The 16,384-nt window shown below is 58.7% G+C and carries 13 protein-coding genes; 10 read left to right on the top strand and 3 right to left on the bottom strand.

The annotated features are described in order from the left end of the window. The first annotated feature begins 185 nt into the window (after positions 1-185). From tig to AC3I65_RS16945, 8 genes are all read left to right on the top strand, one after another. On the top strand, positions 186-1,496 hold the full coding sequence (gene tig, locus AC3I65_RS16980; protein WP_047228499.1) for a trigger factor: 1,311 nt from the start codon (positions 186-188) through the stop codon (positions 1,494-1,496). A 93-nt stretch (positions 1,497-1,589) separates the two neighbouring features. After that, positions 1,590-2,231, top strand: coding sequence for an ATP-dependent Clp endopeptidase proteolytic subunit ClpP (clpP, locus tag AC3I65_RS16975; RefSeq protein ID WP_256232966.1), 642 nt, complete (start codon positions 1,590-1,592; stop codon positions 2,229-2,231). 107 nt (positions 2,232-2,338) lie between these two features. Next, positions 2,339-3,622, top strand: coding sequence for an ATP-dependent Clp protease ATP-binding subunit ClpX (gene clpX / locus AC3I65_RS16970; RefSeq protein WP_047228498.1), 1,284 nt, complete (start codon positions 2,339-2,341; stop codon positions 3,620-3,622). A gap of 161 nt (positions 3,623-3,783) precedes the next feature. Further along, positions 3,784-6,180 (top strand): endopeptidase La, encoded by a 2,397-nt coding sequence (lon, locus tag AC3I65_RS16965; protein WP_076383967.1) that lies wholly within the window; start codon positions 3,784-3,786, stop codon positions 6,178-6,180. A 148-nt stretch (positions 6,181-6,328) separates the two neighbouring features. Then, positions 6,329-6,604, top strand: a complete 276-nt coding sequence (locus tag AC3I65_RS16960) for an HU family DNA-binding protein (protein ID WP_047228496.1) — start codon at positions 6,329-6,331, stop codon at positions 6,602-6,604. Between the two features lie 225 nt (positions 6,605-6,829). Beyond that, the gene (locus tag AC3I65_RS16955; protein WP_047228495.1) at positions 6,830-8,701 is read left to right on the top strand and encodes a SurA N-terminal domain-containing protein; all 1,872 of its coding nucleotides are present in this window, start codon (positions 6,830-6,832) and stop codon (positions 8,699-8,701) included. Positions 8,702-8,922: 221 nt separating this feature from the next. Continuing rightward, positions 8,923-9,873, top strand: a complete 951-nt coding sequence (locus tag AC3I65_RS16950) for a DUF2242 domain-containing protein (protein ID WP_047228494.1) — start codon at positions 8,923-8,925, stop codon at positions 9,871-9,873. A gap of 116 nt (positions 9,874-9,989) precedes the next feature. Then, entirely contained in the window at positions 9,990-10,136 is a 147-nt protein-coding gene (locus tag AC3I65_RS16945) for a hypothetical protein (RefSeq protein ID WP_171061343.1), read from the top strand. Between the two features lie 41 nt (positions 10,137-10,177). On the opposite strand, the gene AC3I65_RS16940 is transcribed toward AC3I65_RS16945, so the two are convergent. Then, positions 10,178-11,215 carry an AraC family transcriptional regulator gene (locus AC3I65_RS16940; protein WP_047228493.1) on the bottom strand — a complete coding sequence of 346 codons (1,038 nt, stop codon included), beginning with the start codon at positions 11,213-11,215 and terminating at the stop codon, positions 10,178-10,180. Positions 11,216-11,219: 4 nt separating this feature from the next. Further along, positions 11,220-12,350: a carbon-nitrogen hydrolase family protein gene (locus tag AC3I65_RS16935; RefSeq protein ID WP_488524021.1), complete on the bottom strand. Its 1,131-nt coding sequence runs from the start codon at positions 12,348-12,350 to the stop codon at positions 11,220-11,222. 209 nt (positions 12,351-12,559) lie between these two features. Between AC3I65_RS16935 and AC3I65_RS16930 the strand changes: the two genes are divergently transcribed. Continuing rightward, a complete protein-coding gene (locus tag AC3I65_RS16930; protein ID WP_488524020.1) occupies positions 12,560-14,599 on the top strand; it encodes an oxidoreductase in 2,040 nt (679 codons plus the stop codon). Between the two features lie 202 nt (positions 14,600-14,801). Further along, positions 14,802-15,710, top strand: a complete 909-nt coding sequence (locus AC3I65_RS16925; RefSeq protein ID WP_488524019.1) for a 1-aminocyclopropane-1-carboxylate deaminase/D-cysteine desulfhydrase — start codon at positions 14,802-14,804, stop codon at positions 15,708-15,710. A gap of 6 nt (positions 15,711-15,716) precedes the next feature. Here the strand turns inward: AC3I65_RS16925 and AC3I65_RS16920 are convergent, their stop codons facing one another. Then, positions 15,717-16,265 carry a cytochrome b gene (locus AC3I65_RS16920; RefSeq protein WP_139049596.1) on the bottom strand — a complete coding sequence of 183 codons (549 nt, stop codon included), beginning with the start codon at positions 16,263-16,265 and terminating at the stop codon, positions 15,717-15,719. Positions 16,266-16,384: the final 119 nt, after the last annotated feature.

Here is a 16,384-nt window from a genome sequence, read left to right as displayed (position 1 = left end):
CCTTGCAGTGATCGACTGTATTTGCAAACCGGGCGAGGCATGACCGTATGTCCGCTCCTAAATTCGGCGCCTGTTTCCAGCCCTTTTTCAGTAGGGTGACTTCTTGAGTTTGACCTACTAGAATGCATGCCCTTGATTCTGGGGTCGGAAACGCCCGGCCAACGTCTGTGCAACGAGGAATATCCATGCAAGTTTCTGTTGAAAATACTTCTGCTCTTGAGCGCCGCATGAGCATCACCGTGCCGGCTGAGCGCATCGAGACTCAGGTCAACAAGCGTCTGCAGCAGACTGCCCAAAAGGCCAAAATCCCAGGTTTCCGCCCAGGCAAAGTGCCAATGAGCGTGATCCGTCAGCGTTATGAAGCTGACGCACGTCAGGAAGCCGTGGGCGATGTGATCCAGTCTTCGTTCTACGAAGCGGTCGTCGAGCAGAAGCTGAACCCGGCCGGTGCTCCGTCCGTCGAGCCTAAAGTGCTGGAAAAGGGCAAGGACCTGGAGTTCATCGCCACGTTCGAAGTGTTCCCTGAGTTCACGGTTGCCGGTTTCGAGTCCATCTCCGTCGAGCGTCTGAGCGCCGATGTTTCGGATGCCGACCTGGACAAGATGCTGGACATCCTGCGCAAGCAGAACACCCGTTTCGAAGTGGCCGATCGTGCTGCCCAGAACGAAGATCAACTGAACATCGATTTCGTCGGCAAGGTCGACGGTGAAGTGTTCGCCGGTGGTTCCGCCAAGGCTACTCAGCTGGTGCTGGGCTCTGGCCGCATGATCCCTGGCTTCGAAGATGGCCTGGTTGGCGCCAAGGCCGGTGAAGAGCGCGTTCTGAATCTGACGTTCCCTGAGGACTATCAGAACCTGGACCTGGCTGGTAAATCCGCCGAGTTCACCGTGACCGTCAACAGCGTTTCCGAGCCGAAACTGCCAGAGCTGAACGAAGAGTTCTTCGCCCAGTTCGGCATCAAGGAAACCGGTCTGGAAGGTTTCCGCGCCGAAGTTCGCAAGAACATGGAGCGTGAGCTGCGTCAGGCCATCAAGTCCAAGGTCAAGAACCAGGTCATGGACGGTCTGCTGGCCTCCAACCCGATCGAAGTGCCAAAGGCTCTGCTGGACAACGAAGTGAACCGTCTGCGTGTACAGGCTGTTCAACAGTTCGGCGGCAACATCAAGCCGGACCAACTGCCCGCTGAGCTGTTCGAAGAGCAAGCCAAGCGCCGCGTTGTGCTGGGCCTGATCGTTGCTGAAGTGGTCAAGCAGTTCGAACTCAAGCCTGACGAAGCCCGCGTTCGCGAGCTGATCCAGGAAATGGCTTCGGCCTATCAGGAGCCTGAGCAAGTCGTGTCCTGGTACTACAAGAACGACCAGCAACTGAACGAAGTCCGTTCGGTTGTGCTGGAAGAACAAGTTGTGGATACTGTTCTGCAGAAAGCTAGCGTGACCGATAAAGCGGTCTCTTACGAAGAAGCGGTCAAGCCGGTGGAAGCTCCACAAGCCGATTGATCGTTCTGCGGTAAGAAATACACACCCATAAGCCAGCCTTCGCGCTGGCTTATGCGTATTCAAGACATAACTATTTGGGAGTGACTGCGAGACATGTCCCGCAATTCTTTTTATCAGCAGAACTCTGACATCCAAGCCGCAGGCGGCCTGGTCCCGATGGTTATCGAGCAGTCTGCCCGTGGCGAACGTGCCTATGACATCTACTCGCGTCTGCTCAAGGAACGCGTCATCTTCCTGATCGGCCCCGTTGAAGACTACATGGCCAACCTGGTTGCGGCGCAACTGCTGTTCCTTGAAGCGGAAAACCCGGACAAGGATATCCATCTGTACATCAACTCACCTGGTGGCTCGGTGACAGCAGGCATGTCGATCTACGACACCATGCAGTTCATCAAGCCTGACGTTTCCACCATCTGCATCGGCCAGGCCTGCAGCATGGGCGCATTCCTGCTCGCCGGTGGCGCAGCGGGCAAGCGTCACTGCCTGCCTAATTCGCGCATGATGATTCACCAGCCGTTGGGTGGTTTCCAGGGGCAGGCGTCGGATATCGACATCCATGCCAAGGAAATCCTCCACATTCGTTCGCGCCTGAACTCGCTGCTGGCCCATCACACCGGCCAAAGCCTCGAAACCATTGAGCGTGACACCGAGCGTGACAACTTCATGAGCGCTGAGCGTGCGGCCGAATATGGCCTGATCGACTCCGTGATCAACAAGCGTCAAATGCCTGCCTAAGCCGCTCAAAATGCAGGTGGTTGGGATGACCGGCCGCCTGCGGGCTTGAAAAAGCCCGCAATTGCCTTCATCTTGTGTTGCAAGCCTATCGGATTTGGATCGATCGAATGACTGACACCCGCAACGGCGAGGACAACGGCAAACTGCTTTATTGCTCCTTCTGTGGCAAAAGCCAGCATGAAGTACGCAAATTGATTGCCGGCCCCTCGGTCTTCATTTGCGACGAGTGCGTCGACCTGTGCAATGACATCATCCGCGAGGAGGTGCAGGAAGCCCAGGCCGAAAGCAGCGCGCATAAGTTGCCTTCGCCTAAAGAAATCAGCGGCATCCTTGATCAATATGTCATTGGTCAGGAGCGCGCGAAAAAGGTACTGGCCGTAGCGGTGTACAACCACTACAAGCGCCTGAACCAACGTGACAAAAAGAATGACGAGGTCGAACTCGGCAAGAGCAACATCCTGCTGATCGGCCCGACAGGCTCGGGTAAAACCCTGCTTGCCGAAACCCTGGCCCGTTTGCTGAACGTTCCGTTCACCATCGCCGACGCAACCACCCTTACCGAGGCGGGTTATGTGGGTGAGGATGTCGAGAACATCATTCAGAAACTGCTGCAGAAGTGCGATTACGATGTGGAAAAGGCCCAGATGGGTATCGTCTACATCGACGAAATCGACAAGATTTCCCGCAAGTCCGACAACCCGTCCATCACCCGGGATGTTTCCGGCGAGGGCGTGCAGCAGGCCTTGCTCAAGCTGATCGAAGGTACCGTGGCTTCCGTTCCGCCTCAGGGTGGTCGCAAGCATCCGCAGCAGGAGTTCCTGCAGGTCGACACGCGTAACATTCTGTTCATCTGCGGTGGCGCGTTCTCCGGCCTGGAAAAGGTTATTCAAAACCGTTCCACCCGTGGCGGCATTGGTTTCAACGCCGAAGTGCGCAGTAAGGAAGAGGGTAAGAAGGTCGGTGAATCCCTGCGTGAAGTCGAACCTGATGATTTGGTCAAGTTCGGTCTGATCCCGGAATTCGTGGGTCGCTTGCCGGTCCTGGCGACACTGGACGAGTTGGATGAAGCTGCACTGATGCAGATTCTGACCGAGCCGAAGAATGCCCTGACCAAGCAATATGCCAAGCTGTTCGAAATGGAAGGTGTAGACCTGGAGTTCCGTTCCGACGCGCTGAAATCGGTTGCCAAACGAGCCCTGGAGCGTAAAACCGGTGCCCGTGGGTTGCGCTCGATTCTGGAAGGCGTATTGCTCGACACGATGTATGAGATCCCCTCGCAGTCTGAGGTGAGTAAAGTCGTGATCGATGAAAGCGTTATAGAAGGTAAGTCCAAGCCTTTGTATATCTACGAAAACAAAGAGCCGGCTGCCAAGGCCGCGCCGGACGCTTAAGCGTCCCGGTGCCGGAATAAAGAAGGGGCCTTCGGGCCCCTTTGCTTTTTGCGCGTTTTAGACGTGTCTTTGCGCTTGTTTTTTTTCAAGGCTGCCCCCATCTTGGTTTCAAGCTTACTTCCATCTGTTTCCGGCCTTGTGGCCGCCGTAGAGGCGAAATCATGAAGACAACCATCGAATTGCCTCTCCTGCCATTGCGTGATGTCGTGGTTTATCCGCACATGGTTATCCCGCTGTTCGTGGGGCGCGAGAAGTCTATCGAAGCCCTCGAGGCTGCGATGACGGGTGACAAGCAGATTCTTCTGTTGGCGCAGAGAAATCCTGCTGACGATGATCCCGGCGAAGACGCACTTTATCGCGTAGGCACAATTGCAACAGTTCTGCAGCTGCTCAAGCTGCCCGACGGCACCGTCAAGGTCCTGGTCGAAGGTGAGCAGCGTGGCACGGTCGAGCGTTTCAGCGAAGTGGACGGCCATTGCCGGGCCGAAGTGTCGCTGATCGACGAAGTGGACGCGCCCGAGCGTGAGTCTGAGGTGTTTGTCCGCAGTCTTCTGTCGCAGTTCGAACAATACGTGCAGTTGGGCAAGAAGGTGCCTGCTGAGGTCCTGTCGTCGCTTAACAGCATCGACGAACCTGGACGGCTGGTCGATACGATGGCGGCCCACATGGCCCTCAAGATCGAGCAGAAGCAGGAAATTCTCGAAATCATCGATTTGTCTGCCCGTGTCGAACACGTGCTGGCACTGCTGGATGGCGAAATCGACCTACTGCAGGTCGAGAAGCGCATTCGTGGTCGCGTCAAGAAGCAGATGGAGCGTAGCCAGCGCGAGTACTACCTGAATGAGCAGATGAAGGCCATTCAGAAGGAACTTGGCGATGGTGACGAAGGGCACAACGAAATCGAAGAGCTGAAAAAGCGCATCGATGCCGCGGGCCTGCCCAAGGATGCACTTGCCAAGGCCCAGGCCGAGCTGAACAAGCTCAAGCAAATGTCGCCTATGTCTGCCGAAGCCACTGTGGTGCGCTCCTATATCGACTGGCTGGTTCAGGTGCCTTGGAAGGCGCAAAGCAAGGTCCGTCTGGACCTGGCCCGCGCCGAAGATATTCTCGATGCCGACCATTACGGTCTGGAAGAGGTCAAGGAACGTATCCTCGAATACCTCGCCGTGCAAAAACGCGTGAAGAAAATTCGCGGGCCGGTACTGTGCCTGGTGGGGCCTCCCGGGGTCGGTAAAACATCGCTGGCAGAGTCGATTGCCCACGCGACCAATCGTAAATTCGTGCGCATGGCTCTCGGTGGCGTGCGCGATGAAGCGGAAATTCGGGGGCATCGCCGCACTTATATCGGGTCGATGCCAGGAAGATTGATTCAAAAGATGACTAAGGTTGGCGTGCGCAATCCGCTGTTTCTTTTGGATGAAATCGACAAGATGGGCAGCGATATGCGCGGCGATCCCGCTTCTGCGCTGCTCGAAGTGCTCGATCCGGAGCAGAATCACAATTTCAACGATCACTATCTGGAGGTCGACTACGACCTGTCGGACGTGATGTTCCTCTGCACCTCCAACTCCATGAACATTCCGCCAGCACTGCTGGACCGGATGGAGGTGATCCGTCTGCCGGGCTACACCGAAGACGAGAAGATCAACATCGCCGTCAAATACCTTTCGCCCAAGCAGATCCAGGCCAACGGCCTGAAAAAAGGCGAGCTGGAATTTGACGAGGAAGCGATTCGCGACATTATCCGCTACTACACTCGCGAGGCGGGTGTGCGTGGTCTGGAGCGGCAAATTGCCAAGGTCTGCCGCAAGGCGGTCAAAGAGCATGCGCTGGAAAAACGCTTCGCGGTCAAGGTTACTTCGGACCTGCTGGAGCACTTCCTGGGTGTTCGCAAGTTCCGCTACGGCCTCGCCGAGCAGCAGGATCAGATTGGTCAGGTGACTGGCCTTGCGTGGACTCAGGTCGGTGGCGAGTTGCTGACTATCGAAGCGGCCGTGGTACCGGGCAAGGGTCAACTGATCAAGACCGGTTCGCTGGGCGATGTGATGGTCGAGTCGATCACCGCAGCGCTGACGGTCGTGCGCAGCCGCGCCCGGAGCCTGGGCATCCCCCTGGACTTCCACGAGAAGCGCGACACCCATATCCACATGCCTGAAGGGGCTACGCCCAAGGACGGCCCGAGCGCCGGCGTAGGCATGTGCACGGCCCTGGTATCCGCGCTGACCGGCATTCCTGTGCGCGCCGACGTCGCCATGACGGGTGAAATCACCCTGCGTGGCCAGGTATTGGCCATCGGCGGTCTGAAGGAAAAACTGCTGGCGGCTCACCGTGGCGGGATCAAGATCGTGATCATTCCCGAGGAGAATGTCCGCGATTTGAAGGAGATTCCTGACAACATTAAGCAGGATCTTCAGATCAAACCGGTTAAATGGATTGACGAGGTCCTGCAAATTGCGCTGCAATACGCGCCGGAGCCCTTGCCGGATGTGGCTCCGGAGATAGTCGCGAAGGAAGACAAGCGAGAGTCTGACTCTAAGGAAAGAATTAGCACGCATTAATACGCATTTGCCTGGGGGGCTTCCTTGACAGTTTTTTAGAGCCCTTGTTATAAAGCGGCTCTTAAGTGTCTGTAGGCCATTCAGCACTCGTTTTTGCTTTCACCAAAAAAACTTAGAATCATCTCAAATAGATATAAGGGGACTTAGAGTGAACAAGTCGGAACTGATTGATGCTATCGCTGCATCCGCTGATATCCCGAAAGCTGCTGCTGGCCGTGCGCTGGACGCTGTAATCGAATCCGTCACTGGCGCTCTCAAGGCCGGCGACTCCGTAGTTCTGGTTGGTTTCGGCACCTTCTCCGTGACTGATCGCCCAGCGCGTACCGGCCGCAACCCGCAGACCGGCCAAACGCTGGAAATCCCTGCTGCCAAAAAGCCTGGTTTCAAAGCTGGCAAGGCATTGAAAGAAGCTGTTAACGACTAAGGTTTCACCGAGTTTATCCGGGTCGGGGTCATGCCTGGCTTGGCAGCGGAGCGGTCATACAGCCGGTTTGTAGCCGGTGTGTCACGCCAGGACTCGCGGGTTTGAGTCCGGTCCGCTCCGCCAGTTACGAGAAGGCGCATCCTCGGATGCGCCTTTCTTCTATCCGGATTCTACCCACGCTCCACGGTTGCCTAAATTTGAAGTTCAACCGTTTCTGGGGGACGCATGCTGCAGAATATCAGGGACAATTCACAAGGCTGGATTGCCAAAACCATCATCGGGGTCATCGTCGTATTGATGGCGTTGACCGGTTTCGATGCCATTTTTCAAGCTACCACCAACAGTAATGACGCAGCCAAGGTCAACGGCGAAGAGATCAGCCAGAACGAGCTGAGCCAGGCGGTCGACATGCAACGCCGCCAGCTCATGCAACAGTTGGGCAAGGATTTCGACGCTTCGTTGCTGGACGAAAAAATGCTGCGCGACTCAGCGCTCAAAGGCCTGATCGATCGCAAGCTGTTGCTGCAAGGCGCGCAAGATTCGAAATTCGCTTTCTCCGAAGCGGCGCTGGATCAAGTGATCCTGCAAACGCCTGAGTTTCAGGTCGATGGCAAATTCAGCGCCGAGCGTTTCGATCAGGTGATCCGCCAGCTGGGTTACAGCCGCATGCAATTTCGTCAGATGCTGGCTCAGGAGATGCTGATCGGCCAGTTGCGCGCAGGTCTGGCGGGGAGTGGTTTTGTCACCGACGCCCAGGTGTTGGCCTTCGCCCGTCTGGAAAAACAGACCCGGGATTTCGCCACCTTGAATATCCAGGCCGACTCGTCGACGGTCAAACTGACCGATGATGAGGTCAAGGCTTACTACGATAAGCATGCCAAGGAATTCATGACGCCCGACCAGGTGGTCATCGACTACCTTGAGCTGAAGAAGGCTTCTTTCTTCGATCAGGTCAGCGTCAAGGATGAAGACCTGCAAGCGGCCTATCAGAAAGAAATCGCGAACCTGTCCGAACAGCGTCGTGCTGCGCACATCCTGATCGAAGTGAACGACAAGGTCACCGAAGCCCAGGCCAAGGCGAAGATCGAAGAGATTCAGGCTCGTTTGGCCAAAGGCGAATCGTTTGAGGCGTTGGCCAAGGAGTTCTCCCAGGACCCAGGTTCGGCGAACAGCGGCGGCGATCTCGGTTATGCCGGTCCGGGTGTCTACGATCCGGAGTTCGAAAAGGCTCTGTATGCGTTGAGCAAGGATCAGGTATCGGCACCGGTGCGTACCGATTTCGGTTTTCACCTGATCAAGTTGTTGGGAGTCGAAGCGCCTGAAGTGCCAACGTTTGCCAGCCTCAAGGACAAGCTTGTTCGCGAGCTGAAAACCCAGCAGGTTGAGCAGCGTTTCGTGGAGGCGACCAAGCAACTGGAGGATGCCTCTTTCGAAGCCTCCGACCTGGCACAGCCGGCTCAGGACCTGAAACTGACCGTCCACACTTCGGCGCCGTTCGGCCGTGAGGGTGGGGAGGGGATCGCGGCCAACCGCGCCGTGGTGACCGCCGCGTTCAGCCCGGAGGTACTGGATGAGGGTGCAAACAGCACCGCCATCGAGCTGGACCCGGAAACCGTGGTGGTGCTGCGTGCCAAGGAGCACCGCAAGCCCGAGCAAATGCCACTGGAAAGCGTGGACGGGGCCATTCGCGCTCAACTGGCGAAGGAACATGCCAGTGCGGCGGCCAAGACCCGGGCCGAGGAGTTGATTGCCGGTTTGCGCGATGGCAAGACGGCCCTGGATCAACCTGTCGACGGTCAGAAATGGAAGGTCATCGAGGCGGCGACTCGAAGCCAGGAAGGGATTGATCCGGCGGTGTTGCAGGCATTGTTCCGGATGCCTAAACCCGAATCGAAAGACAAGCCGACGTTCAGCAGTGTGACGTTGCCCGATGGCAGTCTGGTCATCGTGCGTTTGAACGGCGTGAACGAAGCGGCGGCACCGAGCGATGAGGAGAAGGCGCAATACCGCCGTTATCTGGCTTCTCGTGTCGGCCAGCAGGACTTCGCTGCCTATCGCAAGCAGTTGGAGAGTGAGGCGGACATCGAGCGCTTCTAAGTGCTCTGATGGTTTGCCCCACAACGACCCGGCCGAAAGGCCGGGTTTTTTGTGTCTGCTTGTTGCATCGGGCAGTATCTTCGTCGCTCCACCGAATTCGCGTCTTTTTCCCGCAAATAACCCCCAGTAGACTTGTAACCCGTTTGAGACAAGATTAGCCACGCGGCCTGGCAGCGTTCTGTTGCACAATACGCCCCGGATCGTTTTCCTCAGGATGTTCAATGTTCAAATCATTCCCTATGCGCACCGTCGGGCTGGCACTGGTGCTGGCCGCTGCAGCCGGTTGCTCGTCGAAGAAAACCGCTATCTACGAGCATGAAAACTTCGATGACTCCGGTACGTTCTCGCGTTCCTATTCAGTGAATGATGCGGCGACCTGCGAAGCCGGGCGCCGGGCATTGCTCAGCCAGGGCTACATCATTACCAGTAGCGATCCGAAGCTGGTCAGCGGTCACAAGAGTTTTCAGCAGACCGGCGAAACCCATATGGAGATCAGCTTCAATCTGGTCTGTGCGCAAGACAGTGGTCCCGGACACCGTGCGACCATGTTTGCCAACGCCTTGCAGGACCGTTATGCGCTGAAAAAAACCAACAACTCCGCCAGCTTGGGCGTGGGGGTGCTGGGATCGGTGTCGATGCCGATCGGCTCGTCCGATGATTCGATGGTCAAGGTCGCCAGCGAAACCGTGTCGTCGGCGAAGTTCTATGAGCGTTTCTTTGCCCTCGTGGAGTTGTTCCTGCCTCCCGAGGCGAAGAAACCCGTGGAAGAAACCGAAAAACCCAAGGCTGAGCTTGGCGTTCCGGAACCCCAGGTCGAGCCGGCGGCGTTGTCACCGGTTTCTACTCCGGAGCCGACACCGATGCCTGTTCCTGCACCAGAGCCGGCACCGATTCCTGTACCTGCTCTTGCTCCAGAGCCGGAGCCGGCTCCCGAATCGGCTCCCGAACCGGCACCAGCGCCAGTCGCGCCGGTGGAGGAGGCCACGCCCGCGCCTGCCGAGACTTCTCCGGCCAGTTCGGAGCCGGTCGCGCCGCCGGCAGAGCCCGCGCCCATCGCACCCAGCGAGCCTCAACTATCAGAGCCTGAGTCGTCGACGCAAGCCATTACACCGCCACCCTCCAGCGCCTTGCCGGCCCCCTCCGAGCCGATCCAGCCGCTTCCCGCCTCTTGATGCTCAGTGGCAAGGGTGGAAATCCCTTGCCACACCTGCACGCAGTAATTTCCCAGCGCTGTGCTACGTTTAATTCATGAAGCTTTTGCTTCATGTTTTGTTCATAAAGCGGCTTTATGCTGATTCCAGCGCCATCAGGCATCGGTTTCAACGTTACGTTATGGGAAGGATTCAAGATGGATGATTATCAGGAAGAGCTGCTGGAATATCAGGCGTATGAGCTTGATCCCCTGGAACCCGCCGAGGATGCAACAGAGCTGTAAATCCGCTAAAAACGACACGTTATCAGCGGCAGGTTTGCAGCCTAACTGCTTCTACGACTGCGCCGAAACTCGCCCGGAGTCTGGTTGTTCCAGCGCTTGAAGGCGCGTTGAAAGGCTTCCGCTGAGGCGAACCCCAGCAGGTACGCGATTTCACCGAACGCCAGTTCAGTGTCGCGAATGTAGGTCATGGCCAGGTCGCGGCGAGTGTCGTTGAGGATTGCGCGAAATTGCGTGCCTTCTTCGGCCAGTTTGCGACGCAGTGTCCAGGTCGGCAGCTTCAGACGCGCCGCCACTTCTTCCAGATCGGGTTCCCGACCGCCGTTGAGCAAGGGCCCCAGCAGTTGGATGATGCGCTCGCGCAGGCTGCGGGTGCGCGTCAATTGCTCCAGTTCCCGTTCACACAACTGAACCAGGTGTCGCCAGGTGCCGGGGCAATGTTGGGGGTTGCGTTGGGCGAGACTGTCGAGTCCCAGGCGTAGCTGATTATGTTCGGCACCGAACTGGATCGGGCAGTCACCGAGCGCGCGATAGGCCTCCAGGTATGCCGGTGCTTCGAACTCGATTTCCACACGTTCAGCCCTCAACGCGACAGCACTCACGCAGGACAGCTGCGCCAGCCAGCCGGCGATGATCGAATCCACGACGAAGCGGTTGTAGGCGTTATAGGGGCTGATGGAATAGAACCGCAGCCACGCGCCTCGGGCATCTTCATGAAAACTCGACTGACCGCGATAGTTGGAGCCGTACAGCGGCTCGAAGCGGATCATGCACCGCGCGGCTTCGCGCACCGTCGGTGCCTGAGCCGCCGTCACGCCTGCCAGCCCGGCCTGGCTCAAGCGGCTAAGTTGGCCCATGCGCAAACCCAAGGCAGGGTCCTGGGTCTGTTGGATGGCGGCGTGCCCCAGGCGCATGTAGCGCGGGATCGACAGACGAGCCCCGGGCTCGGCCAGGCGTGCCGCATCCAGACCGTATTGTTCAAGCAAAGGCTGGGGATCGTGGCCATGGCTGGCAACCGCGTCGGCCAGGCTATGGACGAAGCTGACTGACAAGTCTCCCAGTCGCATCGGTTGCGGTTTCATGGTGTTACAGCCACAGGTTCAGCAGACGGGCGCCACGAGCTTCACCGTCGGGAAAATGCTCGCCGTTATGGCTGATGAAACTCTGCCCGGCGCTACCGTTGTCCCAGAACTGACCTCGCAGGAAGACACTGACGCCGCCCCTGGCCTGGCTGCTGGGCGGCTGGCTGGTCAGTGTCAGGCGATGCCAGGCCTGGCCTTCACTCACTTCCCCAGGCTTGAGGCTGACTTCGCTCGGTGTGGACAGGCCTCTATAGCCACTCCAGGGTTTTTCCCAGGCATTGCGACCGTTGACAAAGGCAGGCACTGCCACCAATTGCGCACCCTGTTCATTCAACTGCCGATAATGAACCGGGTACCAACTGTCGCTGCCGATCAGCACGCCCAGGCGACCGGCAGGGGTGTCGACGACGCTGATTGTGTCCGGATGGTCTGGCCCAAGCACGCCCTGTTGCTCGAACATGGGGTGCTGTTGGCGCTGTGGCTGGCCCAGCGGCCGACCGTCGCGGCCGAACACCAAGCTACTGTTGTACAACGGGCCCCGGCCCACTTTCAGTTGGCCATCGCTGACGCTTGGCTCGGGCAGCACGATGGAGCCGGCCACCAGAGTCACGCCGAACTCCTTGGCGAGTCCGCCGAACAGTGCCTGGTAGTCACGGGCCATGGTGTCGGCTTTCATGCGCAGGTAAGCATCGTCCAGCCGGTTGTCACCTTTTGCGCTGACCAGCGCCTGGATGAACGCCAGCGGGTTGCTGACCGCCAGCCAGTTCATCGCTTCCTTCAACGTGGCGGCCTGATACAACTCGTCTTTTTCCCCGACGATCATCAACCAGGTGCCAATGTGCTCGGGCAAGACCACCACGGTTTTGTCATTGAGCAAGCCCAGGTCACGAGCGGTTTGCAGATAGGCCGCCAGTTTGCGGTGCAGGCGTTCGGGGCTCTGGTAGTCGGTGGGGAAAAGTTCGGGCTGGATGCCCAGCAAGTTGCCTTGATCGGCAGGGGTGCCCTGGTTCACCGCCAGGTTGATGCGAAGGTCTGACAGGTAATGACCCGCCGGACGATCCACCGTCCACAGTGCGTAGGTGATCAGGGCGGCAATCAAGGCCAGTGACAACAGCAGGTACAGAAATTTGCGCATGGGGAACAGTCAGCGGCCGTGTGCGGATTCGCTGACTAGGGTAGGGCCCACGATGGGGTGTTGCCAAGGGGCGTTGCGCATTTGGATCATTAAGTTGTCAGTTACGGCCATTGAGCACGCAGCTTCCCGCTCTTAGGCTGTCTGGCATGACTGATGGAAGCCGCAGAGCCTCCGCATTTTTTCCGTGATCGCCCGTTGTGGAGTTATCGATGACCACCCCTCATTACCCGCACCTGCTGACCCCGCTGGACCTGGGTTTTACCACGTTGCGCAATCGCACCCTGATGGGGTCGATGCACACGGGTCTTGAAGAAAAGCCCGGTGGTTTCGAGCGCATGGCGGCGTATTTTGCCGAGCGCGCGCGTGGCGGCGTGGGGCTGATGGTCACCGGCGGAATCGGGCCGAATGACGAGGGTGGCGTTTACTCCGGCGCGGCCAAGCTGACCACCGAGGAAGAAGCCCTCAAGCACCAGATTGTGACCCGTGCCGTACATGAGGCCGGCGGCAAGATCTGCATGCAGATTCTCCACGCCGGGCGCTATGCCTACAGCCCCAAGCAGGTGGCGCCGAGCGCGATCCAGGCACCGATCAACCCGTTCAAGCCCAAGGAGCTGGACGAAGAGGGCATCGAAAAGCAGATCAGTGATTTTGTCACCTGTTCGGTCCTGGCCCAGAAAGCCGAGTACGACGGTGTCGAGATCATGGGTTCGGAAGGTTATTTCATTAACCAGTTCCTGGCGGCCCATACCAACCACCGCACCGATCGCTGGGGCGGCAGCTATGAAAACCGCATGCGCCTGCCGGTGGAAATCGTGCGTCGGGTGCGTGAGGCGGTCGGCCCCAACTTCATCATTATCTTTCGCCTGTCGATGCTCGACCTGGTGGAAGGTGGCAGCAGTTGGGATGAAATCGTTCAGTTGGCCAAAGCCATCGAGCAGGCCGGGGCGACGATCATCAACACCGGTATCGGCTGGCACGAGGCGCGGATTCCTACCATCGCCACCAAGGTTCCGCGGGCGGCGTTCAGCAAGGTCACAGCCAAACTGCGCGGCTCAGTGAGTATTCCGCTGATCACCACCAACCGCATCAACACCCCGGAAGTGGCCGAGCAGATCCTGGCCGAAGGCGACGCCGATATGGTGTCCATGGCGCGGCCTTTCCTGGCCGATCCGGAGTTCGTCAACAAGGCTGCCGCCGGGCGCGCGGATGAAATCAACACCTGCATCGGCTGTAACCAAGCCTGTCTGGACCATACCTTTGGCGGCAAGCTCACCAGTTGCCTGGTGAACCCGCGGGCGTGCCATGAAACCGAGCTCAATTACTTGCCGGTCACCCAGGTGAAAAAAATCGCTGTGGTCGGTGCCGGTCCGGCCGGTTTGTCCGCTGCTACCGTGGCGGCCGAACGGGGTCATCAGGTGACGCTGTTCGATTCGGCCAGCGAAATTGGTGGCCAGTTCAATATCGCCAAGCGGGTGCCGGGCAAGGAAGAGTTCTTTGAAACCCTGCGTTATTTCAAGCGCAAGTTGCAGACCAGCCACGTCGAGCTGTGTCTCAACACGCGGGTGGATGTGGCGCAATTGGTCGCGGGCGGTTTTGACGAGATCATCCTGGCCACCGGTATCGCACCGCGAGTGCCGGCGATTCCCGGGGTGGAGCATGCCAAGGTCCTCAGCTACCTGGATGTGATTCTGGAGCGCAAGCCAGTGGGCCGCAGCGTCGCGGTGATCGGGGCCGGCGGTATCGGCTTCGACGTGTCGGAGTTCCTGGTCCACCAAGGGGTTGCCACCAGCCAGGACCGTGAAGCGTTCTGGAAAGAATGGGGGATCGATATCCTGCTCCAGGCGCGCGGCGGTGTGGCGGGTATCAAAGCCGAGCCCCATGCCCCGGCGCGGCAAGTGTTCCTGTTGCAGCGCAAGAAATCCAAGGTGGGCGACGGCCTGGGCAAGACCACCGGCTGGATTCACCGCACGGGCCTGAAGAACAAGCAGGTGCAGATGCTCAACAGCGTCGAGTACCTGAAAATCGATGACGAAGGCTTGCACATTCGCATCGGTGAAACCGGCGAGCCGCAGGTGCTGGCCGTGGACAACATCGTGATCTGCGCCGGCCAGGATCCGTTGCGCGAGTTGCAGCAAGGCCTGGAAGCCGCAGGGCAAACCGTCCACCTCATTGGCGGTGCCGACGTAGCGGCAGAACTGGATGCCAAGCGGGCGATCAATCAGGGTTCGCGATTGGCGGCGCAGTTGTAAGACACCGAATCTGTGGGCGCCTGGATCCACTGTGGGAGCGAGCCTGCTCGCGATAGCGATGAGTCAGTTGCATGAGTGTTTACTGACCCACCGCTATCGCGAGCAGGCTCGCTCCCACAAGGGGTTGCAATGAACACAGGCACTGAGGTCATCCGCGACCTAGCTGTTAAACTTGCGGCTCGTCCCGACTCGGCCTGCTGCAATGTTGCTTTCCTGCCTCGACTGGCACCCCCAACCCCGCCTGGAACTCCTTCATCTGGACTGGCTCGCCCGTGCCGGAGTTGAAGTGGCGGTGCTGCGTCTGGACCAGATTGACCCCCTGATCAGCGGCAACAAGTGGTTCAAGCTGGTTCACCATCTGCGCGCTGCCCATGAGGCCGGTGCCAAGGGGATCATGAGCCTGGGCGGTGTCTATTCCAACCATCTGCATGCGCTGGCAGCGGCTGGCAAGCGCTTCGGGTTCCCAACGGTCGGGCTGTTGCGCGGCCATCCCCAGGAAACGCCGACGGTCCTTGACCTCAAAGCGTTCGACATGGATCTGCACTGGCTGGGTTATGGCGGATACCGAGGGCGGCACGCCGCGGATTTCTGGCAACCCTGGCAGGCGCAATACCCGCACCTGCATCCGGTGCCTGAGGGCGGTTCAGGGTTGTCCGGCGCGCAGGGTTGCATGGATTGGGTGGCCGGGGCCCGTGAACAATTGGCGGCGTTGGGCTGGGTGGATTATCACGGCTGGTGGCTGGCCTGCGGTACCGGGACCTCCCTGGCGGGGCTGGTGTTGGCTGAAGCGGGGGAGCACCCGGTCTACGGCGTGTTGGCTGTGCCTGCGGATCACGGCGTGGCGCAGCAGGTCGAAAGCATCGTGGGGCAAGCAGGTCTCTGCAACCCGCGTTATGAGTTGTTCGACGGCAGCCGTGGCGGCTTCGCCCGGGTCGACGCCGAACTCGTCGCCTTCATCCACGCCACTGGCGCCATCGAACTGGAGCCGCTGTATACCGGCAAGGCGTTGATGCTGCTCAAGGCGCGGGTCGAGGCCGGACAGTTTGCCCGTGGTACCCGCTTGATTTTCGTTCACACCGGCGGCTTGCAAGGCCGCCGAGGGTTTGAATAACCAGCGTCAACCGCGTTTGGGCATCATCCGCAGCAGGGTGTTATCGCGCACGATGTAGTGGTGGTACAGACCCGCCAAGGCATGCAGGCCAATCAGCCAGTAGCCGATGGTGCCTCCCAACTCATGCCAGCCCTCCAGTTGTTTGGCAAAGTCTTTGTCCTGATCGATCAGCAGTGGCAAATCGAAACCATAGAACATCACCTGATGCCCTTCGGCACTGGTGATCAGCCACCCCAGCAATGGCATGGCGATCATGAACAGGTACAACGCCCAGTGCATCAGGTGGGCAAGGAAGGTCTGCCAGGCAGGCGAGGCGGGAAAGATGGCTGGAGCCTTCCCCATGCTGCGGGCGAACAGGCGTAGCCAGACCAGCACAAACACGGTCAGGCCGAGCATGAAGTGAGCTTCTTTGATCAGGGTCCGGCCGTCACTGCCTTTGGGGAATATCCCTCGCAGTTCGATGCAGGCATAAACCACGGCCAGTAGAATCAGCATCAGCCAATGCAGGGCGACCGTGACGGTACTGTAGCGGTTTTCCGAGCTTTTCCAGGGCATGCAGGTATCTCCAGTCATCAGGTAGAGCACCGTCTTATGCGGCGTAGTGCTCCTACTGTAAGCCCGTTTTTTCGGGTTCGCTTGAGCCAGATCAGTTTCGCCAGTATGGACAACCCCGA

Source organism: Pseudomonas sp. N-1-13 (assembly GCF_057787095.1).
This window is presented reverse-complemented; position numbering and strand designations above follow the sequence as displayed.